This window comes from Paenisporosarcina antarctica, from assembly GCF_004367585.1.
Taxonomy (GTDB): Bacteria; Bacillota; Bacilli; order Bacillales_A; family Planococcaceae; genus Paenisporosarcina; species Paenisporosarcina antarctica.
This window is the reverse complement of the sequence record NZ_CP038015.1, coordinates 2,675,358-2,701,328: the sequence shown is the minus strand read 5'-3', so window position 1 is coordinate 2,701,328 and position 25,971 is coordinate 2,675,358. Positions and strand designations below refer to the sequence as shown.

The 25,971-nt window shown below is 35.5% G+C and carries 23 protein-coding genes and 1 pseudogene; 20 read left to right on the top strand and 4 right to left on the bottom strand.

All coding sequences use genetic code 11. The features are described 5' to 3' along the window. The first annotated feature begins 167 nt into the window (after positions 1-167). Positions 168-335, top strand: a complete 168-nt coding sequence (locus tag E2636_RS13110; RefSeq protein WP_407670250.1) for a Fe3+ hydroxamate ABC transporter substrate-binding protein — start codon at positions 168-170, stop codon at positions 333-335. Between the two features lie 365 nt (positions 336-700). Here E2636_RS13110 and E2636_RS13105 read toward each other — a convergent pair whose 3' ends face one another. The 3 genes from E2636_RS13105 to E2636_RS13095 form a co-directional block, all read right to left on the bottom strand. Then, positions 701-3,307 (bottom strand): cation-translocating P-type ATPase, encoded by a 2,607-nt coding sequence (locus E2636_RS13105; protein ID WP_134210596.1) that lies wholly within the window; start codon positions 3,305-3,307, stop codon positions 701-703. A 670-nt stretch (positions 3,308-3,977) separates the two neighbouring features. Next, positions 3,978-4,913 carry an LCP family glycopolymer transferase gene (locus E2636_RS13100; protein ID WP_134210595.1) on the bottom strand — a complete coding sequence of 312 codons (936 nt, stop codon included), beginning with the start codon at positions 4,911-4,913 and terminating at the stop codon, positions 3,978-3,980. A 16-nt stretch (positions 4,914-4,929) separates the two neighbouring features. Then, positions 4,930-5,772 carry an SGNH/GDSL hydrolase family protein gene (locus E2636_RS13095; RefSeq protein ID WP_134210594.1) on the bottom strand — a complete coding sequence of 281 codons (843 nt, stop codon included), beginning with the start codon at positions 5,770-5,772 and terminating at the stop codon, positions 4,930-4,932. Between the two features lie 160 nt (positions 5,773-5,932). On the opposite strand from E2636_RS13095, the gene E2636_RS13090 reads away from it, so the two are divergent. The 19 genes from E2636_RS13090 to E2636_RS13000 all read left to right on the top strand — a co-directional run bounded on the left by E2636_RS13090 (position 5,933) and on the right by E2636_RS13000 (position 24,831). Continuing rightward, complete coding sequence (locus E2636_RS13090; RefSeq protein WP_134210593.1) at positions 5,933-6,658, top strand: YveK family protein; 726 nt, start codon at positions 5,933-5,935, stop codon at positions 6,656-6,658. A 3-nt stretch (positions 6,659-6,661) separates the two neighbouring features. Then, positions 6,662-7,360, top strand: coding sequence for a CpsD/CapB family tyrosine-protein kinase (locus tag E2636_RS13085; RefSeq protein WP_134210592.1), 699 nt, complete (start codon positions 6,662-6,664; stop codon positions 7,358-7,360). A gap of 57 nt (positions 7,361-7,417) precedes the next feature. Next, the gene (locus E2636_RS13080) at positions 7,418-8,185 is read left to right on the top strand and encodes a tyrosine-protein phosphatase (protein WP_134210591.1); all 768 of its coding nucleotides are present in this window, start codon (positions 7,418-7,420) and stop codon (positions 8,183-8,185) included. Positions 8,186-8,319: 134 nt separating this feature from the next. Further along, positions 8,320-10,164: a polysaccharide biosynthesis protein gene (locus tag E2636_RS13075; protein WP_134210590.1), complete on the top strand. Its 1,845-nt coding sequence runs from the start codon at positions 8,320-8,322 to the stop codon at positions 10,162-10,164. 69 nt (positions 10,165-10,233) lie between these two features. Then, on the top strand, positions 10,234-11,112 hold the full coding sequence (gene galU, locus E2636_RS13070) for a UTP--glucose-1-phosphate uridylyltransferase GalU (RefSeq protein ID WP_134210589.1): 879 nt from the start codon (positions 10,234-10,236) through the stop codon (positions 11,110-11,112). 179 nt (positions 11,113-11,291) lie between these two features. Then, positions 11,292-12,404, top strand: coding sequence for a DegT/DnrJ/EryC1/StrS family aminotransferase (locus E2636_RS13065; protein WP_134210588.1), 1,113 nt, complete (start codon positions 11,292-11,294; stop codon positions 12,402-12,404). A gap of 3 nt (positions 12,405-12,407) precedes the next feature. Beyond that, a complete protein-coding gene (locus tag E2636_RS13060; protein ID WP_134210587.1) occupies positions 12,408-13,034 on the top strand; it encodes a sugar transferase in 627 nt (208 codons plus the stop codon). 17 nt (positions 13,035-13,051) lie between these two features. Next, positions 13,052-13,561 (top strand): GNAT family N-acetyltransferase, encoded by a 510-nt coding sequence (locus E2636_RS13055; RefSeq protein WP_134210586.1) that lies wholly within the window; start codon positions 13,052-13,054, stop codon positions 13,559-13,561. A 14-nt stretch (positions 13,562-13,575) separates the two neighbouring features. Then, positions 13,576-14,523 (top strand): 1-aminocyclopropane-1-carboxylate deaminase/D-cysteine desulfhydrase, encoded by a 948-nt coding sequence (locus E2636_RS13050; protein WP_208324079.1) that lies wholly within the window; start codon positions 13,576-13,578, stop codon positions 14,521-14,523. Beyond that, positions 14,513-15,514 carry an ATP-grasp domain-containing protein gene (locus E2636_RS13045; RefSeq protein ID WP_134210585.1) on the top strand — a complete coding sequence of 334 codons (1,002 nt, stop codon included), beginning with the start codon at positions 14,513-14,515 and terminating at the stop codon, positions 15,512-15,514. The genes E2636_RS13050 and E2636_RS13045 overlap by 11 nt, the downstream gene beginning before the upstream one ends. A 10-nt stretch (positions 15,515-15,524) precedes the next feature. Then, positions 15,525-16,604: a glycosyltransferase family 4 protein gene (locus tag E2636_RS13040; RefSeq protein ID WP_322789592.1), complete on the top strand. Its 1,080-nt coding sequence runs from the start codon at positions 15,525-15,527 to the stop codon at positions 16,602-16,604. An 11-nt stretch (positions 16,605-16,615) separates the two neighbouring features. Further along, entirely contained in the window at positions 16,616-17,998 is a 1,383-nt protein-coding gene (locus tag E2636_RS13035) for a nucleotide sugar dehydrogenase (RefSeq protein ID WP_134210583.1), read from the top strand. 1 nt (position 17,999) lies between these two features. Then, positions 18,000-18,977: an SDR family oxidoreductase gene (locus tag E2636_RS13030; protein WP_134210582.1), complete on the top strand. Its 978-nt coding sequence runs from the start codon at positions 18,000-18,002 to the stop codon at positions 18,975-18,977. 4 nt (positions 18,978-18,981) lie between these two features. Beyond that, positions 18,982-19,554 carry an acyltransferase gene (locus E2636_RS19415; RefSeq protein WP_243840644.1) on the top strand — a complete coding sequence of 191 codons (573 nt, stop codon included), beginning with the start codon at positions 18,982-18,984 and terminating at the stop codon, positions 19,552-19,554. Positions 19,555-19,658: 104 nt separating this feature from the next. Next, a complete protein-coding gene (locus E2636_RS13020; RefSeq protein WP_208324077.1) occupies positions 19,659-20,558 on the top strand; it encodes a glycosyltransferase family 2 protein in 900 nt (299 codons plus the stop codon). 62 nt (positions 20,559-20,620) lie between these two features. Further along, positions 20,621-21,760: an EpsG family protein gene (locus E2636_RS13015; protein ID WP_134210580.1), complete on the top strand. Its 1,140-nt coding sequence runs from the start codon at positions 20,621-20,623 to the stop codon at positions 21,758-21,760. Between the two features lie 51 nt (positions 21,761-21,811). Next, entirely contained in the window at positions 21,812-23,029 is a 1,218-nt protein-coding gene (locus E2636_RS13010) for a glycosyltransferase (RefSeq protein WP_134210579.1), read from the top strand. Then, on the top strand, positions 23,022-23,756 hold the full coding sequence (locus E2636_RS13005; RefSeq protein WP_243840643.1) for a glycosyltransferase family 32 protein: 735 nt from the start codon (positions 23,022-23,024) through the stop codon (positions 23,754-23,756). The genes E2636_RS13010 and E2636_RS13005 overlap by 8 nt, the downstream gene beginning before the upstream one ends. 106 nt (positions 23,757-23,862) lie before the next feature. Then, the gene (locus E2636_RS13000; RefSeq protein ID WP_134210577.1) at positions 23,863-24,831 is read left to right on the top strand and encodes a polysaccharide pyruvyl transferase family protein; all 969 of its coding nucleotides are present in this window, start codon (positions 23,863-23,865) and stop codon (positions 24,829-24,831) included. A 160-nt stretch (positions 24,832-24,991) separates the two neighbouring features. On the opposite strand, the pseudogene E2636_RS19410 reads toward E2636_RS13000, so the two are convergent. Beyond that, positions 24,992-25,453: pseudogene (locus tag E2636_RS19410) on the bottom strand (transposase); the annotation flags it as partial. Positions 25,454-25,971 lie beyond the last annotated feature (518 nt).

Here is a 25,971-nt window from a genome sequence, read left to right as displayed (position 1 = left end):
CATACTCTAGCGGATCACTCGAAATACATTGGATGCCACTATTGAGGAACATTAGATAAAAATAGTTACAATAACTATTACGGAAGGTTTGTTGAAGAAACTTTAATAAAAGTTATTCGTATAGATACGAAGGGAATTATTAAAAGTATGAGGGGGGTAGCATATTGTTGGATAATCCTAAATGTGTTGTATGTGATAAAGAGATTAAGGGAGATGAAGTGGTTTTTGTAAAAATGCGTTACCCTAAGCGAAGTGGATTTACTGAAATAAAAGCATATTTAAGAAACGAAAGTAAATTCATTTGTGAAGCATGTTTTAATAACAAATCCTTCTAAAAGGTACGGTAGAGTGTGCAAAACACTTCTTTCAAAGAACGTAGAATAATCCATTAAAGGTAGAAACGAGCGGCCGAAATTGCATCTTCGGCCGATTCCTTTCTAGACAGTAAGTGTCTATTCTCTCGTAAACCAAATCCAAAATACTCTGCATGTTGAGGTTGTAGGCGAGCGACGGACGCACATCTGCCGCAAGATTGCCTCAAAAAAAGAAGCATGTTTATGTGACAACGTCACATAAACATGCTTTTCGTTCTCAAGGTTATGATGCAGCAACTATGCCGTCCCTAGCGAGCCGGAAACCTGGTCGTCACAGTATGCATCCATGGTCTTGTTGTGACTGTGTAGCAGCATTCTCTAACTCACTATACTTTTTTAACAAACAGCACTTTATAAAGTTGAATCACTACAAGTGGCATTAATGCCATCATGTAGATGGTGCCGAATTGTGCTGCGTTAAGTGGGGCAACTTTAAATATTCCTTGAAGTGCTGGTGTCAGGAGTACGATGTGCAATAAGGCTACACCGAGAATAACAGCAAACCATAGGTATTTATTTGTGAATAGCCCGATTCTAAATAACGACTGACTGCTTCTTGCATTAAATCCATGGAACAGCCTCGCTAAACATAAGGTCGCGAACGCCATGGTAGCGGCTATCATGTTGTCGCCTGTTGATAAGCCTATATGGTAGGAAACCAAGGTGGCGATGGCGATGACCAGACCTTCTGACAGGACTTGCACAGCAAATCTTTTGTTCAATAATGGCGTATCGTTATCCCTTGGTTTTTCCTTCATGATGTCTTTATTATGTGGCTCGAGTCCAACGGCAATTGCTGGCAAACTATCGGTTAACAAGTTAATGAATAACAGATGTACAGCTGCAAATGGCACGGGCATAGCTAATATGGACGCATAAAGGACGGCGACAACGCCACCTGTATTTCCGGCTAATAAAAACTTGATCGAATTTTGGATATTGGCGTAGATACTACGACCGTTTGATATGGCTTTGACGATGGTCGAGAAGTTATCGTCGGTCAACACGATGGCAGATGCTTCTTTGGCTACTTCTGTGCCGGTAATGCCCATGGCAACCCCGACATCAGCTTGTTTCAAAGCTGGCCCATCATTGACACCATCCCCAGTCATCGCCACCACATTTCCTTTTTCCTGCCAGGCTCTGACAATTCGTATTTTATGCTCAGGAGATACTCTGGCGTAGACGGAAATATCGGCCACTTTTTCCTGGAGTTCTTCATCACTCCACTTTTCGATGTCAAAGCCTTCTACTGCTTCTGATTCATGCTTGAGTATTCCAATCTTTTTGGCAATGGCGGAAGCGGTAATTTTATGATCGCCAGTAATCATGACCGGTTTAATGCCTGCGTCTATACAAGCTGCGACTGCATGAGCAGATTCATCTCGTGGCGGATCCATCATTGAAATCAACCCGATAAAGGTTAAGTCGTTTTCATCTTCAAAATCAATCGCTTGGCCTTCAGCAATTTCCTTATAGGCAAATCCAAGTACTCTGAGACCATTCATGGAGAAGTCTTTATTGACCTGTTCGATTTGTTGTTTCGTACTGTCTGTAAAGGCCAACACTCCTTCAGACGTTTCAATCTTGGCTAATCTATCCAGTAAGACGTCAAGTGCGCCTTTCGTGACCATATAGTTTTTGCCTTCATAGGTATTGACCGTTGTCATCAGTTTGCGGTCAGAACTAAATGGCAGCTCCTCAACTCGTGGATACTTGTCTCGAATAACCAGTTCATCAATGTTATAGGCTTCAGCGAAGTTAACAAGGGCTAGCTCAGTCGGATCGCCAATAGCCTTGTTATCGACGGTTTCGGAATCATTACATAAAAGAGACATTAATAGGATTCGATTCTCTAAATCCTTATCAAGGTCCAGTTGGTCATGCTCAACGACCTTTTGATCCACATAAATATGCTGGACAGTCATCTTATTTTGGGTAAGGGTTCCGGTCTTATCTGAACAAATGACCGAAATGCCCCCCAGGCTTTCAACCGCATGAAGTTTTCGTACGATGGCATTTTCCTTGGCCATCTTTTGAGTACCAAAAGCCAACACAATCGTAACAATGGAGCTTAAGGCTTCCGGTATGGCTGCGACGGCAAGTGCTACTGCAAACATAAACGAATCAACGACATCGTTTCCTCTGACTAAATCGACCGTAAATATTAACACGGCAATCACAATAATGATGAGCGCTAAATATTTTCCGAATTTATCAAGACTTGCTTGAAGTGGTGTCTTTTTCTCTATTGCCGATTCCAGCAAATTGGCAATCTTGCCAATCTCAGTTTTCATGCCTGTGTTGGTTACGACGACGACGCCTCTGCCATATGTAACGAAGCTTCCCGAGAAGACCATATTCTTTTTATCGCCAATGGACACATCGTCTTCATTTATTGGCTCGATGTCTTTTAAGGAACTAAGTGATTCACCTGTTAATGAGCTTTCATTGATCTGCAGGCTATAATTTTCAAGCAGTCTTCCATCGGCACTGACCAGATCACCTGGATCAAGATAGAGAATATCGCCTACAACAATTTCCCTTGAAGGGACTTCCTCTTTTGTCCCGTTGCGCAATACTTTAGCCGACGGGGAGGAAAGAGCCTTTAAGCTGTTTAAACTTTGCTCCGCCTTTACATGCTGAACCGTTCCAAGAATAGCATTCAAGATCACGACGATCATGATGACAATCGTATTTTCAATTTCACCTAAAAAAGCAGAAATAAGTGCTGCAGCAAGTAAAATGATAACCAAAAAGTCTTTAAGTTGCTCAAAAAACACTTGTACAGCAGTCTTTCGTTTGATTTCGTCCAACTCGTTATAACCATATTGCTCACGTCTTTTTTGAACATCATCTGTCGTCAATCCTGTTTCTGTCACATCCAAAGCCGATAAGACTTCTGCGGATGTTTTTCTGAAAACATCTTTCATTTGGGTGTCTCCTTTCAACTTTTACTTTAATGAATACCGTGAGAGTGGGGTGTTCCTCAAGAGTTTCATCCCAGATGCGAGTCACAATTTGAGGGGCAATTATGTCTCTGCATCGGATAGAAGTGTTCTTTTAGCGATTGGCTGGCTACTCCTATAAATAACTACCTCGATGGGATCAGGCGCAGCCACAAATAAAAAACATTTGTGTCTACGTCTGCCGCCGTTTATTTTTTCTTTTTGTAAAGATTCCAGCTGGGATTTATGCAAACTATACAGTGTGTGAAATCCTTTTTTTATGTTTGTGGAATTGGAGATACTTTAAATTTAGCAGAAATGAGCCGAAATTGTATCTTCGGCACATTATTTTCTAGGCAGTAAGTGTCGATTCTCTCGTAAACCAAACCCAAAACATACTGCATGTCTAGGTTGGAGGCGAGTGAAGGACGCACACCCGCCGCAAGATTGCCTCTAAAAAAGAAGAATGGTGATGTGACAACGTCACATCACCATTCATTTTAATCTCTAGGTTATCCTGCAGCGAATGTGCCGTCCCTAACGAGCCGGAAACCCAGGTCGATACAGTATGTTTGTCTTGGTCTTTACTCTCTTTAAAGAGAGAGTGAAAACAAAAACCCCATCCGCAACAAAGTGGATGGGATCTCAATCTAATCTAGTTCATCTCCAAATGCTCTTTCAACAAGCCTTGTACTTCAGCAAGCTCAGGTTCGTTCATATTGTAATACCACACGCCGTCGCTTAGTTTGCCGCCTGTGCCTTTTTCAAAGTACAGTTGATCGACTTTACCTACAGCATCGCGGTAATTCTTTTGAACATCGACCATTTCATCAAACGTCATATTCGTTTGTACGTTAGCTCCTAACGCATTGAAAATACTGCGATAGTTCAACAAACTTTTAACCGAGGCGCCTTCTTTCATAATACCTTGGATGACTTGTTTTTGGCGATCTTGACGACCGAAGTCACCACCTGGATCATCGTAACGCATACGAACATACGATAAAGCTTCTTCACCATCTAAAGTAAGGTTACCAACGGGATATTGATACGGAGCGACAGAAAAATCAAGTGTATTGTTAACGTTCACTCCGCCAACCGCATCGACAAGATCTTCAAAACCTTCCATATTCACTTGCACAATATAGTCGATTGGAATATCAAGTAAGTTCTCTATAGTGGCCATCGACATTTCAATGCCACCAAAAGCATACGCATGATTAATTTTATCTTTAGTGCCTTTGCCGACTATTTCTGTATACGTATCACGTGGGATGCTGACCATCTTAGTAGATTTGTCAGTTGGGTTAACCGTCATGACGATAATCGTATCAGAACGTCCAGCGTCACCTTCGCGTTCATCAACACCAAGCATTAAAACTGAGAATGGCTGTTTTTTATCTAAATTAATTTCGTCTACACGCATATCTGATACTTCGCGCTCGATGGGACTGTTAATATCTTTTAATGTAGAGGTGAAGCTCATGTAGACACTTACTAAATAAGCGCCGCCTATTAACAGAAGGACTGCTAAGATCCCTACTACCCAAGGCCATTTTTTCTTTTTCTTTTGTACATCAGATCGTTTCATGTTGTTTCCTCCATCATTATTTTCCTGTGAAGAATGTAGAAAGGGCGGATGCCCATAGTGCTGCACCCTTAACATTCGGTATGCTATCTTCGGTTAAATATGTATTCATTTCATCTTCGTTTCCGACAGGCCACTCCGACCAGTGATCGATGTACGTAAATTCGCGACTTGTTAAATACGATTTAAATGAATCTACTTGAGTTGGGTAATGGGTGGCACTTGCTAATGGTTGAGAAGGGTGCACGACTAAGACGGAATCTGAGACAGATTGTTGCATCTTTTTGTTAATGGTCTCAATATGTCCAATTGCTTCTTCTACAACGACTTCACCATTATTAGATAAGTTCATTCCTTCTAACAAAACAACATCATAGTCTTGAGACCAGTCAATCAAAATCCCATCGAGATCATCTACTAAGCTAGCGGTTGTTTTATCATAAGAAAGTGTGGTCGTTTCGATCCAATCGCCATAAGCTTGTGTTAAATTAGTAGAAAGAAGTTCGCCGTAACCAGGAGATCCTTGTTCAATAGAAGAAGAACCAATCACTAATAATTGAATTTTTTCTTCTGTTTCTAAGCGGGATGTGACCACTTCACTAACATCATCAGACATATTCGCTGTTAAAGAAGTAATTTGTTGTTTAGAAAGTGAATCTACTTCTTGTACTTCTTCGCTATCTTTTGCAGGTTTTTCTTTGTCACTAGATGATGTTTCTTGCTGTTTAGTTGTTTTTTCAGGTGCATTCGTCGTTTGACTTGAGACATCTTCAATTCGTGATTCATAAACCAAATAACTGAAGATTAGTGTCGCAATACAACCAACGATGACGATACCTGTTAAGATTGTCGTTTTATTCATATGCATCTCCTTCTATTTAACTACTCATTGATTTCTTTACAATAGCATAATTTACATTAAATTAGCACCTATATTTGTAAAAGAGACTTCAATTGGAAATAAATTATGATATACTTTAAAATATTGTCGATAACTGTGTATAAAGGGAGCTAATCATCGAATGGAAGAAACAATTAGTTTACAAGATTTATTTAAAACTTTGCGTAAAAGAATGGCATTAATTACGATTTTAACAGTACTCGCAATTACGGTCAGTGGGGTCATCAGTTATGTTTTTATAACCCCCATCTACCAAGCATCTACTCAAATATTAATCAACCAAGAAAAAGTGGATTCAACTGTATTAAATCCACAAGCTATTCAAACCGATCTTCAGTTAATTAATACATACAATGTCATTATTAAAAGTTCTGCCATTTTAGATAAAGTGGCTGAAGAATTAGATTTACCATCAGCTGGTGCACTTAATGGGCAAATTACAGTAAATAGTGAACAAAACTCACAAGTAGTTAATATTACAGTGCAAAATCAAAGTCCAAAACTCGCAGTAGATATTGCAAACACAGTAGCTTCTGTTTTCCAAGAAGATATAAAGCCGTTAATGAATGTCGACAATGTCAACATTTTAGCAGCTGCTAAATTACCGGACAATCCATCACCAGTTAATCCGAATCCACCATTAAATATGGCGATCGCAGCAGTAGTCGGGTTAATGCTAGGCGTAGGGATTGCGTTCTTATTAGAATACTTGGATACTTCGATTAAATCCGAACAAGATGTAGAAGATTCATTAGGGCTACCGATACTCGGCTTAATCAGCTCAATTCCAGATAGTGAAATGGTCACAACCGAACAAACCATGGTTCAAAGACGGAAGAGGGGTTAAAGCATGGCGAAGAAAAAAATATTACAACAAGTAGCACGTAAACTCATCATACGCTCTAATCCTAAATCTTTTGTTTCCGAACAATACCGAACATTACGAACGAACATAAACTTTTCCATGCCTAAAGGGGAATTACAAAGTGTGATGGTAACATCAGCTGCACCTGGAGAAGGTAAGTCGACGACGGCTTCGAACTTGGCCGTGGCGTTTGCGCAAGAAGGAAAACGGGTATTGTTAGTAGATGCCGATATGAGGAAGCCGACATCGCATTATACATTCCATGTAACGAACACATTGGGTTTATCGAATTTACTAACTCGACAAAGTTCGTTTGATGAAACAGTAAAAGAAACGGGCATTGAAGGACTTCAGATTATTACGTCTGGGCCAATTCCACCAAATCCAGCTGAATTATTAACATCTAATCAGATGGATATACTGATCGAACAACTCAAAAAAAGCTATGACATGATCGTCTTTGATGCACCGCCTACGTTATCGGTGACGGACGCACAAGTACTGAGCAATAAATGTGATGGGACCATTTTCGTAATCAGTTCAAAAGAGACCAATAAAGATAATGCGGTAAAAGCAAAAGAATTGCTGGTAAGTGCAAAAGCACATATTATAGGCGTTGTTATAAATAACTTTGAATTAAGCAAAGACCATGATTATTACCAATATTATGGGACGAAAGAGTAAAGGGAAGTCCCCTTTGCTCTTTTGTCATTTTAAATCCACATAGGACAGAGGGGCTACATGATTATTGATATGCACAGTCATATATTATCTAGGGTGGACGATGGACCTGAAACGAAGGTAGAATCAATAGAACTTTTGGAGGAAGCAGTAAAAGAAGGAGTCACTAATATTATTGCGACTTCACATGCCTATCATCCGCAATTCCATACATCATTTAATGAAATCAATAAACAAGTAAAGGAATTAAATAGTGAATGCATGAAACGAGGCATTCCGATTACCATTTTTACGGGGCAAGAAATACGAGTCAGTGATCAAACGCCTGCTAATCTGTTGAGTGGAGAGGCGCTCGGTCTTGCAAACTCGAAGTATGTGTTAATCGAGTTACCGTCCCAGGGGATTCCGTCGTTTACGACACATATTATTCAACAAATGTTAAATCAAAATAAAATTCCAATCATTGCTCATCCTGAACGTAATCGCGCCATTGTCGAAAAACCGAGTCGCTTAGCGAAGCTTGTACAACATGGGGCGTTAGCTCAAGTAACAGCAGGAAGTTTATCTGGCCATTTTGGTAAAACCATTCAACGAACAGCTGTGCAATTAGTCGATGCCCATTTGGTCCATGTGTATGGGTCAGACGTTCATAATATGTCGACTCGACCGTCGCTGTTTAATAAAGGGTTAGATTACTTGGATAAATTGAAAAAACATGAGTATGTAGATATTTTACTGGAAAATAATGCTCGTATATTAACGAATACAGAAATGATATTATTGGAACCTGAAGAAATAGGTAAAGAGAAATGGTGGAAAGTATTTTAATTTGTCATGTTAATTCTTTGTAAAACTTAAGAATTTGACAAGATTCGACAAATTTCCTGTTGACTAGTCGGGTATAATTACCTCTATAAACTATATATGAATTAAATTTAGTAATCATGTAAGGGAATGATGGAATGACCATAAGGAAAAGAGTGTCGATGTTAGTATTCATAGATTCGTGTATCGTCCTATTTTCGATTTTTCTGGGGCACTTTTTACTGAATCCAGGTGTTAATCCACTGTCTAGTGGGACTTTGCTTGCCAGTTCAATTGCTCTCTTTGTCGCACATCATGTGTTAGCTAGTTATTATGGGTTGTATCGTAAAGTGTGGGAATATGCATCGATTAATGAATTATCGGGTATATTTAAAGCCGTGACGTTTTCAATTCTATTTGTCGCATTTATTCAATATACGTTTCGCGGCGGTGATGTATTAATACGAGCGTTAATGATTACCTGGATGCTTCATATTTTACTGATTGGTGGCTCGAGATTATCTTGGCGTTTGTTAAGAGAAACCTTTATGAAGACCAATACGAGTAAAAAGAAAAAGACTTTAATCGTAGGTGCTGGTGCAGCGGGTAGTATGGTAGCAAGACAGCTAGTCAATAACCAAGAAACGGCAGAACTTGATCCGGTTTTGTTTGTAGATGACAATCCACAAATGCAAGGGTTGGAGATTTATGGGCTACGTGTAAGAGGGAAAGTTAAAAACATTCCGGAACTAGTGAAAAAGTTCAAGATTGAACATATTGTGTTAGCCATTCCGTCCCTATCAAGACAAGAATCTACTAAACTAGCTAAAATATCAGTAGACACTGGCGTAAGAACTCAAATGATCCCGCGTATGGAGGATTTAATGACGGGTAAAGTATCCGTCAATGATATCCGTGATGTGAAAATTGAGGATTTACTCGGTCGTGAAGAAGTGCAGCTCGATATGAAAGTCATTTCTGAGAACATAACCGGTAAAACGATATTAGTTACTGGTGCGGGTGGTTCTATTGGTTCGGAAATTTGTCGACAAGTGATGAGATTTAATCCAAAACAGTTATTGTTACTAGGACATGGTGAGAACTCGATCTATTTAATAGAACAAGAACTGCGCAATGTGTTTGGAACTGATACGGTCCTAATCCCCTTAATTGCGGATGTGCAAGATCGAGCGAGGATTTTCGATATTGTGGAAGACTATCGACCGGATGTCATTTACCATGCAGCAGCACATAAGCATGTGCCATTGATGGAGTTTAATCCGATGGAAGCTGTGAAGAACAATATCTTTGGAACGAAGAATGTTGCGGAAGCTGCAGATACATTCAGTGTAGCAAATTTTGTAATGGTTTCTACTGATAAAGCGGTGAATCCACCGAACGTTATGGGTGCAACTAAGCGTTTTGCTGAGATGATTGTGCAGAATTTGGCGAAAGATAGTAAGACGAAGTTCGCAGCTGTGCGTTTTGGTAATGTGTTGGGATCTCGTGGGAGTGTTGTGCCTTTATTTAAGAGACAGATCGCTAAGGGTGGACCTGTGACGATAACGGACGCACGTATGACTCGATACTTCATGACAATACCTGAAGCTTCGAGGCTTGTAATACAGGCAGGGACTTTAGCTAATGGTGGAGAAGTTTTTGTTTTAGATATGGGAGAACCTGTTAAGATTGTTGATCTTGCGAAGAACTTGATTCGATTGTCGGGTTATTCGGATGGGGAGATTGAGATTAAAGAGACTGGGATACGTCCTGGTGAGAAGTTGTTTGAGGAATTGATGAATGATAGTGAGAGACAGAGTGAGGTTGTGTTTCCGAAGATTTATGTTGGGAAGGCTACACCGATTACTAGTTTAGAGTTGGTCTATTTGCTGGAGACGATTCCAGGGCTTGTTGGGGATGAATTGAAGGAGTTGCTTGTTGGTACAGCTAATCGTAAGAATGTTGAGGTTAAGAGTTCAATAGTGATGGATGTTGTTGGGTGAATATGGACGTGTGAGCGCCCTTTTTGTTTGAACTACTAATTGTTGAATTAATTAAAGTGAGGTAATAATATGAAAAAAGTAAGAAAAGCAATTATTCCTGCAGCGGGACTTGGAACACGTTTCTTACCTGCAACAAAAGCAATGCCGAAGGAAATGTTGCCGATCGTCGATAAGCCTACGATTCAATATATTGTAGAGGAAGCTATTGCTTCAGGTATTGAAGATATCATTATCGTAACAGGTAAAGGGAAACGAGCGATTGAAGATCATTTTGATCATGCTTATGAGTTGGAAGAAAACTTAATCCAAAAAGAAAAATTTGATTTATTAGATAAAGTTAGAGCAAGCTCAAACGTGGATATTCATTACATACGTCAAAAAGAACCACTTGGACTAGGACATGCAGTATTGTGCGCAAAGAAATTTATTGGCAATGAACCATTTGCTGTTCTTCTTGGGGATGACATTGTACAAGCAGAAACACCTTGTTTAAAACAATTAATGAATCAATATGATGAAACTGGGGCTTCTGTGATTGGTGTACAACAAGTGCATGATAATGAAACGAATCGATACGGGATTATCGCACCATTTGAAAGAGATGGAAGATTATATAAGGTAGATAAGTTTGTCGAGAAACCAGCTTTGGGAACTGCACCTTCTAATCTTGCGATTATGGGACGTTATATTTTAACACCTGAGATTTTTACTTTCCTTGAAAAACAAGGAGCAGGAGCTGGTGGGGAAATTCAGTTGACGGATGCTATTCAGCAATTGAATCAGATTCAGCGGGTGTTTGCTTATGATTTTGAGGGTAAGCGGTTTGATGTTGGCGAGAAGCTTGGGTTTGTGAAAACTACTATTGAGTTTGCTTTGCAGGATGATGAGTTGAGAGACGAGTTACTGGAGTTTCTTGAGGGGATTTTGGAGATGAAGGTTGTTAGATAGTGGAAGGTTACTTAGTTCCGCGCGAATACTTGAATGTACGTGACCTGTTGTAAAGTAAGTCTTAGATTGTATTAATTTTATTTAGGTTAGTAGTTAGTAGTTAGTCAGTCAGGATAGTATGAAATCCAACTAAGTACTAAACCACTAAAGAAACATAATTAGGAAGGAAGTCTTTGTCAATGAACGATAGAATATTTCTCTCATCACCACATATGAGTGATGAAGGCTTTGAAATGGAATACATAAAAGAAGCATTCGATACCAATTGGATTGCACCACTCGGAAAGAATGTCGATGAATTTGAAAAAGAACTTGCTTTAAAGGTGGGTTCTAAAGCAGCTGCAGCACTTACGACTGGGACAGGTGCTATCCATTTAGCACTCAAAGCTGCTGATGTTAACGATGGAGATATCGTGTTTTGTCCTACACTTACTTTCTCTGCTACTGCTAATCCGATAATTTATCAAAATGCAATTCCTGTATTTATTGATAGTGATTATGAGACATGGAATATGTGCCCTAAAGCATTGGAAGAAGCTTTTGAGAAATACCCAGAAGTGAAGGCAGTTATCGTGGTTCATCTTTACGGTTTATCAGCAGATATGGATAAAATAGTAGAACTTTGTAGGAAGTACAATGTGACTTTGATTGAAGATGCTGCTGAAAGTTTAGGAACTTATTATAAGGGAAAACATACTGGTTCTTTTGGTGATTATGGAATTTTTTCTTTCAATGGTAATAAGATCATTACTACTTCTGGCGGAGGAATGCTGGTATCTAATAATGAAGAGAGAATTGCTAAGGCTAGGTTCTGGGCAACTCAAAGTAGAGATCAAGCACGACACTATCAGCATAGTGAGTTGGGTTATAATTATCGCATGAGTAATGTTGTTGCGGGTATTGGTAGAGGACAACTCAAGATGTTAGACGAAAGAGTAGCAAAGAAAAATTATATTTTCAACTTTTATAAAAGAGAGTTAAGTCATCTTGAAGGTATTGATTTTATGCCAAGTAATGAGTGGAATAAGCCGAATTATTGGTTAAGTTCAATGACTTTGTACGGAAGGGTTAGACCGATTGAAGTGATGGAAGCTCTTGAAAAAGAAAATATTGAAGCAAGACCTGTATGGAAGCCAATGCATATGCAACCGTTCTTTGAGAAGTATGATTTTGTGGGTACGGATGTTTCGGAGAAGTTGTTTGAGAATGGGGTTTGCCTTCCGAGTGATACGAAGATTACGGATGAGCAGTTAGGAAGAGTAGTGAAGATTATTAGAGGGTTGTGGGAATAAGTTGTGAGAAATTTTAATTTAATTATAAAAAAAACAATAGATTTTTTAGGTAGTTTTATAGGGATAATAATTATTTCTCCAATCCTAATTTTAATTGCACTTGCAATTAAATTGACATCTAAGGGCCCCGTTTTTTTTAAACAAGAAAGACTGGGCAAGGAAGGCAAATCATTTAAAATTTTGAAATTTAGAACTATGGTTGTGAATGCTGAAAAATTAGGAACAGGATTATTTGTTAAAACAGAAACTGATAACCGTATTACTAAAATCGGAAAATTATTACGCGCTACTAGTTTAGATGAACTCCCACAACTTTGGAATGTAGTCATAGGAGAAATGAGTTTGGTAGGACCAAGACCACCAGTACCCCAACACCCACATAAATTCGAAGAATATAGTAGTTTTCAAAGAAAAAGGTTTGAAATGAAACCGGGGATTACAGGATTAACTCAAGTGACAGTAAGAAACTCTGTTCCTTGGGACGAAAGAATACCAGTTGATGTTGAATATGTGGAAAATTTTAATATATGGCTTGATATTAAAATACTTTTTAATACATTCTTAAAAATGCTCAAAAGCGAAAGTATTTACACTCATAATAACGATAAAAAATCATCCGATATTAAATAAACTTGGGGAGGTATAGTATGACTATTTCTTTACGGAAATTTCAAGAAGAAGATGTGCCTTACAAAGTTCAATGGATAAACGATGATCAAAATAATAAGTACCTCCACTATGACTTGCCATTAAAAGAGGATAAAACCATATCTTGGTTTAAAACACTTGAGAATAGAATTGATAGAGTCGATTACACAATAACCTATAATGGTGAACCAGCGGGCCTAATTGGGTTATTGAATATCGACGTTATTAACAAAAAGGCCGAGTATTATATTTGTCTTGGTGGGAATAAATTTAAAGGAAAAGGGATTGCAAGTATAGCCACTAAACTATTAATAGAAAAAAGTTACAAAGAATTGGGTTTACAAAAAATATACCTTTATACAGAAGTTGATAATACTCCAGCCCAAAAGTTGTTTGAAAAAGTTGATTTTAAAAAAGAAGGTCTACTTAAGAATGATTTAATTAATAATGGTAAAAAAATTGACAGGTTTGTTTATGGATTAGTTATAGCAGAATGGATTAATGAGTAGCGGGGTGGAATAAATTGTATTTAGATAAAAATTGTGCAACGCCAATTCATAAATTAAGTTTAGAGTTGAATAATAATAATTTCTATATTAAAAGGGACGATCTTTTGCCTGTTTCATTTGGTGGCAATAAAGCTAGGAAGGCAATTCTTTTCTTTAAAGATTTAGAAAATAAAAAAGCAGACTGTGTAGTTACATATGGAAGTAGCAGTTCAAACCACTGCCGAGTCATTGCTAATATTGCAGCTGCAAAAGACTTGCCATGCTATATAATTTCTCCTAATGAAGAAAATCACCACACATCGAATAGCAAAATGATAAAATTATTTAATGCAACGGTTATACAATGTCCTATAAATGAAGTAGGTATGACAATAGAGAACCACCTATTAGAGCTTAGAAGAAAAGACTATAAACCTTATTTTATTCAAGGCGGGGGACATGGGAATATTGGAACCCAAGCCTATGTAGATGCCTATGAAGAAATATTAGATTATGAGGAAGCATTCGGTCAATATTTTGATTATATTTTCCATACGTCTGGCACAGGTACTACTCAAGCAGGCTTAATTTGTGGGAATCTGTTAAATGGCGATAAAAGATCTATCGTGGGAATCAGTATTGCTAGAAAATTGGAATACGGTGGTCAAGTGGTTCTGGATAGTGTAAATTCATACTTGAAAAGCCATGGAAAAAGTATAGTGAAACCTGAAAAAGTCTGTTTTACTGATGATTACATACTGGATGGTTACAGTACTTATAATGAAGAAATTCTGATAACTATAAAGGACGTTTTAACTAAAGATGGAATACCTATGGATACTACATACACAGGTAAGGCTTTTTGGGGCATGAAAGAATATATAAAGACGAATAAAATTGATAGGAAAAAGATTTTATTTATACATACAGGCGGAACTCCGCTGTTTTTTGATAGTCTGGAGGAAATAAATAGTGAAAAATGATTTAAATATCTTAATTTTAAGCTGTGGTACAAGAAATAAAATAGTACAGTATTTCAAAAAAGAATTATCTGGAAAAGGGCTAATTATAGCAACTGATAGTAGCGGCTTAGCTCCTGCACTTTATGAAGCAGATAAATATTTTATTGTTCCAAGAATGAATGAGGAAGGATATTTGGAATGCATACTTTCAATTTGTAAAGATAATAAAATTAAAGCAGTACTGTCATTGATTGATCCTGAGTTAAGTCTCCTTGCTGAAAACAAGAAAGCATTTCTAGATATTGGAACAATTCCTATCGTTTCAAATCCTGAAGTTATTGAGAAATCTTTTGATAAATATAAGATGTATGAATTCATGATTCAAAATAATTTTCAAACTGTTAAAAGTTATATAGATGAAGCTCAGTTTTACAATGATTTAGAAACTGGAGATATCGCTTTTCCTGTATTCGTTAAGCCTGTAAAAGGCAGTGCCAGTATTAATATTAGCAAAGTGACATCAAAGAATGAGATCAAGATGCTATTTTCCCAGTTTGATAATTTGATGATTCAGGAGTTTATGGATGGGGCGGAGTATGGAGCAGATGTTTATATCGATATGCTTTCCGAAGAACCTGTTTCAATATTTATAAAAGAAAAGCTCAAAATGAGAGCTGGAGAAACAGATAAATCGGTTTCGGTAAAAGATGAGAAACTTTTTAAATTAATCCGTGATTTTGTGAAAAAAGCTGATTTTAAAGGAATAATTGATATTGATATCTTTAAAGTTAATGATGCATATTATATCTCTGAAGTGAATCCTAGATTTGGTGGAGGATTTCCTCATGCATATGAGTGCGGCGTAAACGTTCCTAAGATGATTATTAATAATGTAAGTGGTAATGTGAATGAAAATGTGATTGGTCAGTATAATGAGGGTATTTATATGATGAAGTTTAATGAAGTAAAAGTTTTTAGTCATAAATTGTTAAGTACAGGTGGGAGACGGTAATTTGAGTAAGGTGTTAGTGTTAACCAATTCAATAAAAGGACTTTATAGTTTTAGAAGGGAATTGATAGAAGAATTAATCATTCAAAAATATGAGGTTGTAATTGCAGCACCTGAGGATAATAAAATGTCATATTTTACGCAGATGGGGTGTAGTATTGTAAAAACTTCTATTAACAGTAGGGGGACTAATCCAATAACTGATTTGAAGTTGTTTATTTCGTATTTTAATTTAGTGAAAAATTTAAAACCTAATGTGGTTTTAACCTATACAATTAAACCAAATGTTTATGGCGGTTTGGCATGTAGGCTACTACGCGTATTTTATATAGCAAATATAACAGGGTTAGGTACTTCAATTGAGAGCAGAGGTTTAATACAAAAAATTTCATTATTTTTATACAGAACTGGTTTAAAGAAGGCTAAGTGCATATTTTTTCAGAATGAACCTAATAAACTTTTTTTTAATAACAACAATATTGTAAAGAGTAAATCTAGGTTAGTTCCAGGATCAGGTGTAAACCTGACACAACATTCATTTGAAGAATACCCCGAAGATGATCGGTTGATTAAATTTCTTTTCATTGGACGTATTATGAAGGATAAAGGTATTGATGAATTAATAGAAGCTGCTAATAGAGTTAAAGAAAAATATCCTAATGTTCAATTTGATATAGTCGGAGATAGAGAGGAAGACTATACTCAGCTATTAAAAGAACTAGATAATAACAAAATTATAAAATATCACGGTCGCCAAAATGACGTTCATACTTTTATAAAAAAAAGCCATGCAACAATTAATCCCTCATATCATGAAGGTATGTCTAACGTATTATTAGAATCCGCTGCAACAGGTCGTCCAGTTCTAGCATCTAACATTCCTGGATGTAGAGAAACTTTTGACGAAGAAACCAGTGGATTTGGATTCGAAGCTAAAAATGCTGATAGTTTAGTTGAAGCAATCATAAAATTCATTGAGTTACCTTACGATAAAAAGAAAAGTATGGGCTTTGCTGGACGTAGAAAGATGGAAAAAGAATATAATCGAAAAATAGTCATCAATGCTTACATTGATGAAATTAACAATTTATAGGGAGAACTGATATGAACTTATATGAAAAGATTGTAAGTAGAGAAGAAAAAATATCATTAATTGGACTAGGTTATGTAGGGATGCCAATAGCGGTGGCTTTCGCTAAGAAAATAGATGTAATTGGATTTGATGTTAATATAGAAAAAATTGTACTTTATAAAAATGGTATAGATCCTACCAAAGAAGTGGGAGATGAAGTCATCAAGCAAACTACTGTAGACTTTACTTCAGATGAATTAAGACTTAAAGAGGCTAAATTCCATATTGTTGCAGTACCAACACCAGTAAGAGAAGATCGTACACCGGACTTAACACCGATTGAATCAGCAAGTAGAACGCTCGGTAAAAACTTAACTAAAGGTTCAATTGTAGTTTATGAATCTACTGTTTATCCAGGTGTCACCGAAGAAATTTGCGTTCCTATTTTGGAAAGAGAATCTGGAATGAAATGTGGTGTAGATTTTAAAGTTGGTTATTCGCCTGAAAGAATTAACCCTGGTGATCAAGAACATAGATTAGCAACGATTATTAAAGTGGTAGCAGGGATGGATAAAGAGACACTTGATATTGTTGCAAAAGTATATGAGTTAGTAGTAGACGTTGGAGTGTATAAAGCTGAAAGTATAAAAGTGGCTGAAGCTGCGAAAGTTATTGAGAATTCTCAACGTGATATTAATATTGCATTTATGAATGAGTTATCTATTATATTTAATAAAATGGATATTGATACTAAAGCAGTACTTGAAGCAGCAGGAACAAAGTGGAATTTCCTTGAATTCTCTCCTGGACTAGTAGGAGGTCACTGCATAGGTGTGGATCCTTACTATCTTACATATAAAGCAGAACAATTAGGGTATCATTCTCAGATTATTCTTTCAGGAAGAAAAATAAATGATGATATGGGTAAATATGTTGCTGAAAGTACTGTAAAAAAAATGATAAAAGCAAACAAACAAATAAATGGTTCTAAAGTAGCCATATTTGGTGTTACTTTTAAAGAAAATTGTCCAGATGTTCGAAATACAAAAGTAGTAGATGTGATTAGAGAATTAGAAGAATACGGAATAGAAGTGAAGGTTGTGGACCCAGTAGCAGATAGAGAAGATCTTTTAAGAGAATATAACATTGCTCTTTCTGAAGTAGAAGATATAAAGGATATGGATGCAATTATTTTTGCAGTACCTCATAAAGAGTTCAATAATATTCATTTAGAAGATGTAAAAGGAATGTATAGTACATCTAGTAATATTCATTCAGAAGTTATGAGTGAAGTAGCAGCGACATCTGAATTTGAAGTATGTAGTGAAAAAAATGATTTTGTATTAATAGACATCAAAGGAATATTTAATCGAAAAGAAGCAGAGAATGTTGGGTTAACATATTGGAGGTTATAAAATGGGATATGCAAATATTAAGTTTCCAGAAGGCTCTAGATTTTTAGTTACTGGATCAGCTGGTTTTATTGGTTCCAATTTGGTAGAAGCAATTCTTAAACTTGGCTATCAAGTAAGGGGATTGGATAACTTTTCAACTGGAAAAAAAGAAAATGTTGAAATGTTTATTGCAAACTCAAGCTATGAATTTATTGAGGGAGATATTCGTGATCTTAAAACATGTATGAAAGCTTGTGAAGGTATCGATTTTGTATTGCATCAAGCTGCATGGGGCAGTGTGCCAAGAAGTATCGAGATGCCATTATTCTACGAAGAGGTTAATATAAAAGGTACAATAAATATGATGGAAGCAGCTAGACATAATGGTGTGAAGAAATTTGTCTATGCTTCAAGTTCCTCTGTGTACGGAGACGAACCAAACCTTCCCAAACAAGAAGGTAGAGAAGGAAATGTATTGTCACCTTACGCCCTTACTAAAAAGGTGGATGAGGAGTATGGAAAACTATATACGAAACTATATGGCCTTGATACGTACGGTATGCGTTATTTCAATGTATTTGGTAGAAGACAAGATCCTGATGGTGCATATGCAGCGGTTATCCCGAAATTTCTTAAACAATTACTAAATGATGAGCAAGCAACAATTAATGGTGACGGTAAACAAAGTAGGGACTTTACTTATATTGAAAATGTAATTGAAGCGAATTTAAAATCGTGTCTGGCTTCTCATGAATCAGCAGGACAAGCTTTTAATATTGCTTTTGGTGGTAGGGAATATTTGATTGATATTTATGAAGAGTTGTGTAAAGCCTTAGGAAAAGACATCAAACCAATTTTTGGTCCTGAACGGAAAGGTGATATTAAGCATAGTAATGCGGATATAAGTTTAGCAAAGGAATTGCTTGAGTATGAACCAGAATGGGATTTTGAGCTTGGGATTAAAGCCGCAATTGAGTGGTACAAAGTAAATTTAGGGTGATAAAATGATTAGAGGAAGAGATAAATTCGAGAAATTTAAGCCTGTTATTGGTATGTTAGTGTATTTTTGTAATTTTTTACCTTGTAGTATTCACCAAAAGTTATTTGAGGTTTTTCGAATGATGAAAGGTAATAAAGGATTACTTATCAGATATATATTTTTAAAAACTATTACGAAAGAATGCGGAGACAATGTCTCTATTCATCCAAATGTATATCTCTATAAGCTTAAAAATTTATCTATTGGTAGTAATGTAAGTATTCATCCAATGTGTTATATCGATTCTACAGGTAGAATCGATATAGGAAACGATGTATCAATTGCTCATGGAGTAACAATTATGTCAACTACCCATCAGTATGGTGATGAAAATATTCTAATTAAAGATCAACCTGTTGATTTACTATATACGAAAATTGAAGATAATGTTTGGATTGGTGCAAAAGCAACTATATTAGGTGGGGTAGAAGTGTCTACAGGAAGCATAGTAGCTGCTGGTGCAGTTGTCATAAAAGATGTTCCCATAAGAGCAATTGTAGGCGGAGTGCCTGCAAAAATAATTAAATACAGATTGTGAACGATTGAATTTGATAATATATTTTCTCTTCAATAAAATTAGTTTGTATTTAAAGGTAAAGAGTTAGAAAAATATCTTTTATAATTTACAGGAAAGGAAATATTATGCCAATTATTACCGTTTTTACGCCAACATATAACAGAGCACATACTTTACATAAATGTTATGAAAGTTTAAAAAGACAAACAAATAAAAATTTTATTTGGCTAATCATTGATGATGGATCAATAGATGAAACACAAAATATTGTGGACAGATGGACTAATGAATGTATTGATTTTGAAATAAAATATATTTATAAAATAAATGGCGGCATGCATACTGCACATAATTTGGCGTATGAACATGCAAATACAGAGTTAACAATGTGTGTAGATTCTGATGATTATTTGGCAGATAACGCAGTAGAAATTATTTTAGAACACTGGCATAAATTCGGGGGAAATTGTTACGCTGGTATGGTTGGACTTGATGCTTTTATAAATGGAAACATTGTAGGGAAATCATTCCCTCCGAATTTAAAAGAAGAAAAGTTTAGAAATATACATCGGAGTTTCTCTGGTGACAAGAAATTTATATATAGAACAGAGGTTTTTAAGAGTTATCCACCGTATCCTGTATTTGTAGAAGAAAAACTTACACCCCTTTCTTGGAAATATTTTTTAATAGATAATAAGAAAGATTTATTAATAATTAATAAAGTATTATGTTATGTAGAATATTTGGATGACGGTTCTTCAAATAACATTATTGATTCATATAAAAAAAACCCGAGAGGCTTTTTGGAGTTAAGAAAAGTTTCCATGATTATGGAGTCTCCATTTCACCGCAAATTTATTTCAGCATCACAATATGTAATGGGAAGTATTATGATTAGAAATAATGCTTTTATAAAAGAGTCTCCTAAGAAGGTAATGACAATTTTAGCAATTCCAATAGGGGTTATTATGTATCTAAACTTAATGAGCACTAAAAGGAAAAGACTGAACTCCTCATTGAAATGATTTATGCGAGAGGTTATAATATATGCAAAATAGAAATTAAGGGAAATAGGAGTGTATAAGGTTTGATTTCATATATATTATTATTATGGGGAGTTTTTTTAATTTCATTGATTACCACTTTTAATGAAAATAAGATTTTCAAGTCTAATTCTGTTGATGTTATTTCCCCTAAAATAAAAATGGGTAATCATTTATTTATAAACCAATTTTTGCTAATGATTATTATTATCCTACTATCGATATTTGCTGGTTCAAGAATAAGCTATAACGATACATTTGTATATATTAGAAGGTATACTCTAGAAGTACCCACATCTTTGTTCTCATTAGATCCGTCTTATTTAGAAATATCAAATAACCCTGCATTTTGGATATATCAAACATTAATTAAATCTTATATTTCCACAGATCCTCAAATCTTTATTGCAATTTCTTCAGTACTTTATATAATGTCATTTGTATACTTTTATTGGAGGTTTTCTCCTAAATTCGGAATGTCAATATTTTTATTTATAACATTGGGATTATTTTTACTTGGTATGGCAGCAATTAAGCAAATACTAGCAATATCAATTGGTATATGGGCAGTTTATTTTGCTAGTGAAAAGAAGTGGGTTAAGTTTTTTTTGCTAGTATTGCTTGCCTCTTTATTCCATCCTTTTGCTCTTTTATATTTGCTGATTCCTTTGATAATTAGCAAAGATGTTTGGACAGTCAAAACATTTTTTATGATTATAACAGTATTCGTAATTGGTTCGTTATTTGAGAGTTTTATAAATGTATTAATGGTTTTAACGGGCAACATAAAGGATTACTCGGAAAGTAGCTTTGAAGAAAGTGTGAGTATATTTAGAGTATTGGTATATGGTGTGCCGGTTTTCTTGTCATTTATTTATAAAAGAAATATTAATGAGCATGGGAATCATTTTATTAAGTTATGTATCAATGCATCAGTTGTAAGTTTCTTGTTTATGGTTTTATCATTTTTTGGTGGAGCAATTTTATTTAGTAGAGCGGGTGCTTTTTTTTCACCAATGTCACTAATAGCTTTGCCGTGGATTTTGGTTAACTGTATACCTAGGAAACAAAAGATTATGATATATTATTTATTCTTCACACTTTATTTTATCTATTTTTTTTACGGAACATTCATTAACGTGGATTTTTCTTATAAATCAATATTCTCATGGTTAAATATATAAACTAGATATTATACACTTTTGGATAATAAATTATGCTAAGTAGGTTTTAATATGAAAAAAATATTAATTATATCACATTGTTTGGAAATAGGTGGCGCAGAAAGGGCTTTACTGGGTTTACTCAATAGCATTTCTTATAAAGAAAACAGAGTTGATTTGTTTTTACTTCGACATGAAGGAGAGTTCATGAATTTGCTTCCTAAAGAAGTAAACCTATTACCACAGAAAAGAGAATACTCTTCATTAGCAGTCCCAATCATTAGAACACTTAAAAAAGGTTTACTTGCTATTGCAATTGGTCGTTATATTGGAAAAAAAAAGGCGATACAATACAAAAAAAATAATCAAATAACCACTCAAAAGGAAGATGATATAGCATTAGAATATAGCCACAAGTATACAAAAAGATTTATGCCTAAAATTTCTAATGAAAAATATGATCTTGCGATTAGCTTTTTAACCCCACACTATTTTGTAGCCGAGAAAGTTGAAGCAAAAAAAAAAATAGCTTGGATTCATACTGATTACTCATCTTTAGAGATAGATGTCGAAAGTCAGAAAAAAATGTGGTCTGTATATGATAATGTTATCTCAATATCAGACATGGTCACTGAGGGATTTCTTGGTAAATTTCCATCTATTAAAAATAAAATAGTATTAATAGAGAATATATTATCATCTAATATTGTCCAAAGTCAGGCCATTTTAAATAACGTAGACCCTGAAATGCCAAAGTTCCAAAACGTTGTGAATATTCTGTCAATAGGAAGATTTACAACTGCGAAAAATTTTGATAATATACCATTGATTTGTAAAATAATTATTAATCAAGGATTTAATATCAAGTGGTACATAATTGGATTTGGACCTGACGAAAAAAAGATTAGAGCAAAGATACATGAATTAGGAATGGAGAACAATGTTATTATTCTTGGTAAGAAGGTTAATCCATATCCATATATAAAAGCTTGTGATATTTATATTCAACCATCTCGTTATGAGGGGAAAGCAGTTACAGTACGAGAAGCACAAATGCTTAATAAACCTGTACTAATAACAAACTTTCCGACTTCAAAAAGTCAATTAAGAGATGGTTTTGATGGAATTATTGTTCCTTTGGAAAATAATGAGTGTGCTAAAGGAATAATTAGATTAATTAATGATCCTTTTAAGCAAGAGATGTTTATTAATAATTGCTCTAATACAAATTATGACAATGAAAGAGAAGTTGAAAAATTGTATAAATTAATGGAGGATGTTTATGGATAAATTTAATATACCTAAAATTATCCACTATTGCTGGTTTGGAAATAAAGAAAAGCCTTCCAAAGTAGAAAAGTGCATTAAAAGTTGGGAGAAACATCTTAGTGACTATCAAATTATTGAATGGAACGAGCAAAATTTTGATGTTCACAAGAGCCTATACGTTGAACAAGCTTATAATGAAAAAAAGTTTGCCTTCGTTAGTGATGTAGCAAGACTCAAAGTTCTTCAGCAATATGGTGGAATTTACATGGACACAGATGTGGAAGTTTTTAAACCTTTTGATGATTTATTAAATAATAAATGTCTTTTGGGGTTTGAAGAAGGCAATTATGTTGCTACTAGTTTTATGGCATGTATCCCATTTCATCCATTGATTGAGGAGTTTATTCTGGAATATAAGAATGAAAGTTTTCTATCGAATGGGATCCTTAATATGAAAACCAATGTTCAAAGATTTGCTTTCATACTACAGGCGAGAGGTTTAGTTAGAAATGGGGAATTTCAAGTATTAAAAGATGAAATTGTAGTTTATCCAAAAGACTACTTTTCTCCATATGATTATATTAATTGTATAAAAGATACTACCGAGAACAGTTATTGTATTCATCATTTTCATGTTAGCTGGATGCCTAGGCAAATTCGTGCAAAAAAGTTATTAAAAAGATTAATAGTAACAGTTATTGGGAGAAAGAGTATGAATAATATTCGTGAAAAACTCTCTGCAAAATGATTATCTCAAATTCTATGTTCATATCCTTAAGAAGGACATTGTGTTAGGATATTTGAATTGAAATTTATATGTAATAAAACTTTTATATTAAGGGGTGTTTATCAACATGGAAAATATATTATTACTCGACACATCTGTTTCTTCCTTGAATAAAGGGGATGAAATAATAATGAACTGTGTTCAAAGTGAACTTGAATTTATTACAAAAGGCAATTTTGCACTAAATGTACCCACTCATTTATCTCCTTTTCATTCGTATCAAGTCTGGAGAAATTCCAGACGTGTGAACGTTTATAAAAATAGCAAATACAAATTTGTGGGGGGGTCGAATTTATTAGTTCCAAATATGCTTACACATTTTCCGCAGTGGAATTTAAATATATTTAATTATAAAGGTGTTAAAGATTGCATCTTAGTGGGTGTCGGAAAAGGTGCAGGAGAAAAAACTAATGGTTATACTACTAGTTTATATAAGAAATTATTAAATAGGGATTATTTTCATAGTGTACGTGATGAAAGAAGTAAAAACTTTTTAGAATCTTTAGGAATTAAAGCAATTAATACTGGTTGTGTCACAATGTGGGCGTTAACACCAGAATTTTGTAGGATGATTCCTTCAAAAAAGGCGACACAAGTAGTTTTTACCTTAACAGCTTCAAAAAATAAAGATGACCGAGATCAAAAGTTAATTGATATTTTAATAAAAAACTATTCTAAGGTTTACTATTGGGTTCAAGGCCATGAAGATTTCGAATATCTCCAAAATTTCAATAATATTAATGAAATTTCAATTATTAATCCTACAGTGAAAGATTTTAAAGATGTATTAGAATTAGAGGATATTGAATATATCGGGACTAGATTACATGCTGGAGTATATGCAATGCGACATAGAAAAAGGGCAATAATTATTGCTATAGATGAAAGAGCAAGAGGAATAAATGAAAGAAATAATTTGAATTGTATCGAGAAAGATAATATAGAACAATTACCAAAATTAATTAATAGTTCTATAACTACAAATATTAAGATGCCTTTAGAGGAAATTAAGAAATGGAGAGCGCAATTTCTCTAAAAAAATCCAATAATTCTTTAATTAGCACTCGGAAATCAATTTCATAATACGCACTTTTAAAAAATTATCGATGAGCCGAAAAACGATTATTGCTTAAAATAACGAATGAACTGGTTGGTTAGGCTGCGATTGCTTGGAGCGATTTTAGGAGGTCGATGGTTTATTTGGAAGCATTGTACGCCAATTGAACCAAATTAACATGCAATTTGGCTTTCTTCTCAGTGCGATGGTAAATCAAATTTAAGAGGAAATATCCCTTCAAATAGGCATTGACCCGTTCAACGGCTGTCGTCGTTACCGATAGCTATATTCCCGTACACGAGTCGGCTAAAATAGCAGTCAAATCCAATCGGTTCCGGTTCGTTCTTCTTATTGTAGGCAATGATCGAATGCGAATCGATGCGATAGATTTGTTAATAAATCGCCAATAGTCGTAACTGGCGTCCCATCGTGGCGTAGCCAATCTTGAGGGAAGCCAGCCGTTCCTGTACCCTTTTGAGCAGCAGAATGGCGGCCTTCCCGTTATTGAGATTGCCTGAAGAAACAGGGATTGCAGGATCTATTGGCTTTTTGTCCCAAGGGTAAGATGGCATTTGATTCCATACCAGAACACGTTCTTTCCTATGTGTTGATCACTGAACGGATTCCGTTTATCAAAGACCTGATCAAACGGTTGGAAGACGATTAGCGTTTCAAAGTGGACTGCGGCTTTTTAGTATCGGATGAGGTTCAATCGGAAGCTTCTTACTCACGCATGATTACGTTGGTCAGTGAATCTGATGCAATTGAAATAGTCCAGGAACTTACGCTTCTGATGGCCGTGTCTAAAGGGGGCGTCTCGGGTAATCGCCTCCATTGATGCCACCCATGTAGAGGCGTGCGATCAAGTGCAACAAAAGAAAGAAACGGTGGAAGTTTCCCGTCTACGAAAAAACGATTGCCAGCCAGCTGGATGTTCCGATTTCGGAATTGCGGCTTCTGTTCCTGTACACCCGAATGGGGAGTGCAAAAGAAAAGTGCAGGGTTTGCGGTGGCCCGAAACGAGACTTTTTCTTCACGACGTCAAGGTTCGGATGGTTATCATTGTCTGATAAAAACGAATTGAACCGGTGGTTAGGTCCCAAGTTATACAAAACTTGC

Excerpts from the sequence above, each read along its gene's own strand:
- galU (WP_134210589.1), top strand. The coding sequence starts at position 10,234 with ATGAAAAAAGTAAGAAAAGCAATTATTCCTGCAGCGGGACTTGGAACA.
- E2636_RS13095 (WP_134210594.1), bottom strand. The coding sequence starts at position 5,772 with ATGAATAAAACGACAATCTTAACAGGTATCGTCATCGTTGGTTGTATT.
- E2636_RS19415 (WP_243840644.1), top strand. The coding sequence starts at position 18,982 with ATGATTAGAGGAAGAGATAAATTCGAGAAATTTAAGCCTGTTATTGGT.
- E2636_RS13005 (WP_243840643.1), top strand. The coding sequence starts at position 23,022 with ATGGATAAATTTAATATACCTAAAATTATCCACTATTGCTGGTTTGGA.
- E2636_RS13035 (WP_134210583.1), top strand. The coding sequence starts at position 16,616 with ATGAACTTATATGAAAAGATTGTAAGTAGAGAAGAAAAAATATCATTA.
- E2636_RS13075 (WP_134210590.1), top strand. The coding sequence starts at position 8,320 with ATGACCATAAGGAAAAGAGTGTCGATGTTAGTATTCATAGATTCGTGT.
- E2636_RS13090 (WP_134210593.1), top strand. The coding sequence starts at position 5,933 with ATGGAAGAAACAATTAGTTTACAAGATTTATTTAAAACTTTGCGTAAA.
- E2636_RS13085 (WP_134210592.1), top strand. The coding sequence starts at position 6,662 with ATGGCGAAGAAAAAAATATTACAACAAGTAGCACGTAAACTCATCATA.
- E2636_RS13030 (WP_134210582.1), top strand. The coding sequence starts at position 18,000 with ATGGGATATGCAAATATTAAGTTTCCAGAAGGCTCTAGATTTTTAGTT.
- E2636_RS13055 (WP_134210586.1), top strand. The coding sequence starts at position 13,052 with ATGACTATTTCTTTACGGAAATTTCAAGAAGAAGATGTGCCTTACAAA.
- E2636_RS13080 (WP_134210591.1), top strand. The coding sequence starts at position 7,418 with ATGATTATTGATATGCACAGTCATATATTATCTAGGGTGGACGATGGA.
- E2636_RS13000 (WP_134210577.1), top strand. The coding sequence starts at position 23,863 with ATGGAAAATATATTATTACTCGACACATCTGTTTCTTCCTTGAATAAA.
- E2636_RS13100 (WP_134210595.1), bottom strand. The coding sequence starts at position 4,913 with ATGAAACGATCTGATGTACAAAAGAAAAAGAAAAAATGGCCTTGGGTA.
- E2636_RS13065 (WP_134210588.1), top strand. The coding sequence starts at position 11,292 with ATGAACGATAGAATATTTCTCTCATCACCACATATGAGTGATGAAGGC.
- E2636_RS13020 (WP_208324077.1), top strand. The coding sequence starts at position 19,659 with ATGCCAATTATTACCGTTTTTACGCCAACATATAACAGAGCACATACT.
- E2636_RS13105 (WP_134210596.1), bottom strand. The coding sequence starts at position 3,307 with ATGAAAGATGTTTTCAGAAAAACATCCGCAGAAGTCTTATCGGCTTTG.
- E2636_RS13010 (WP_134210579.1), top strand. The coding sequence starts at position 21,812 with ATGAAAAAAATATTAATTATATCACATTGTTTGGAAATAGGTGGCGCA.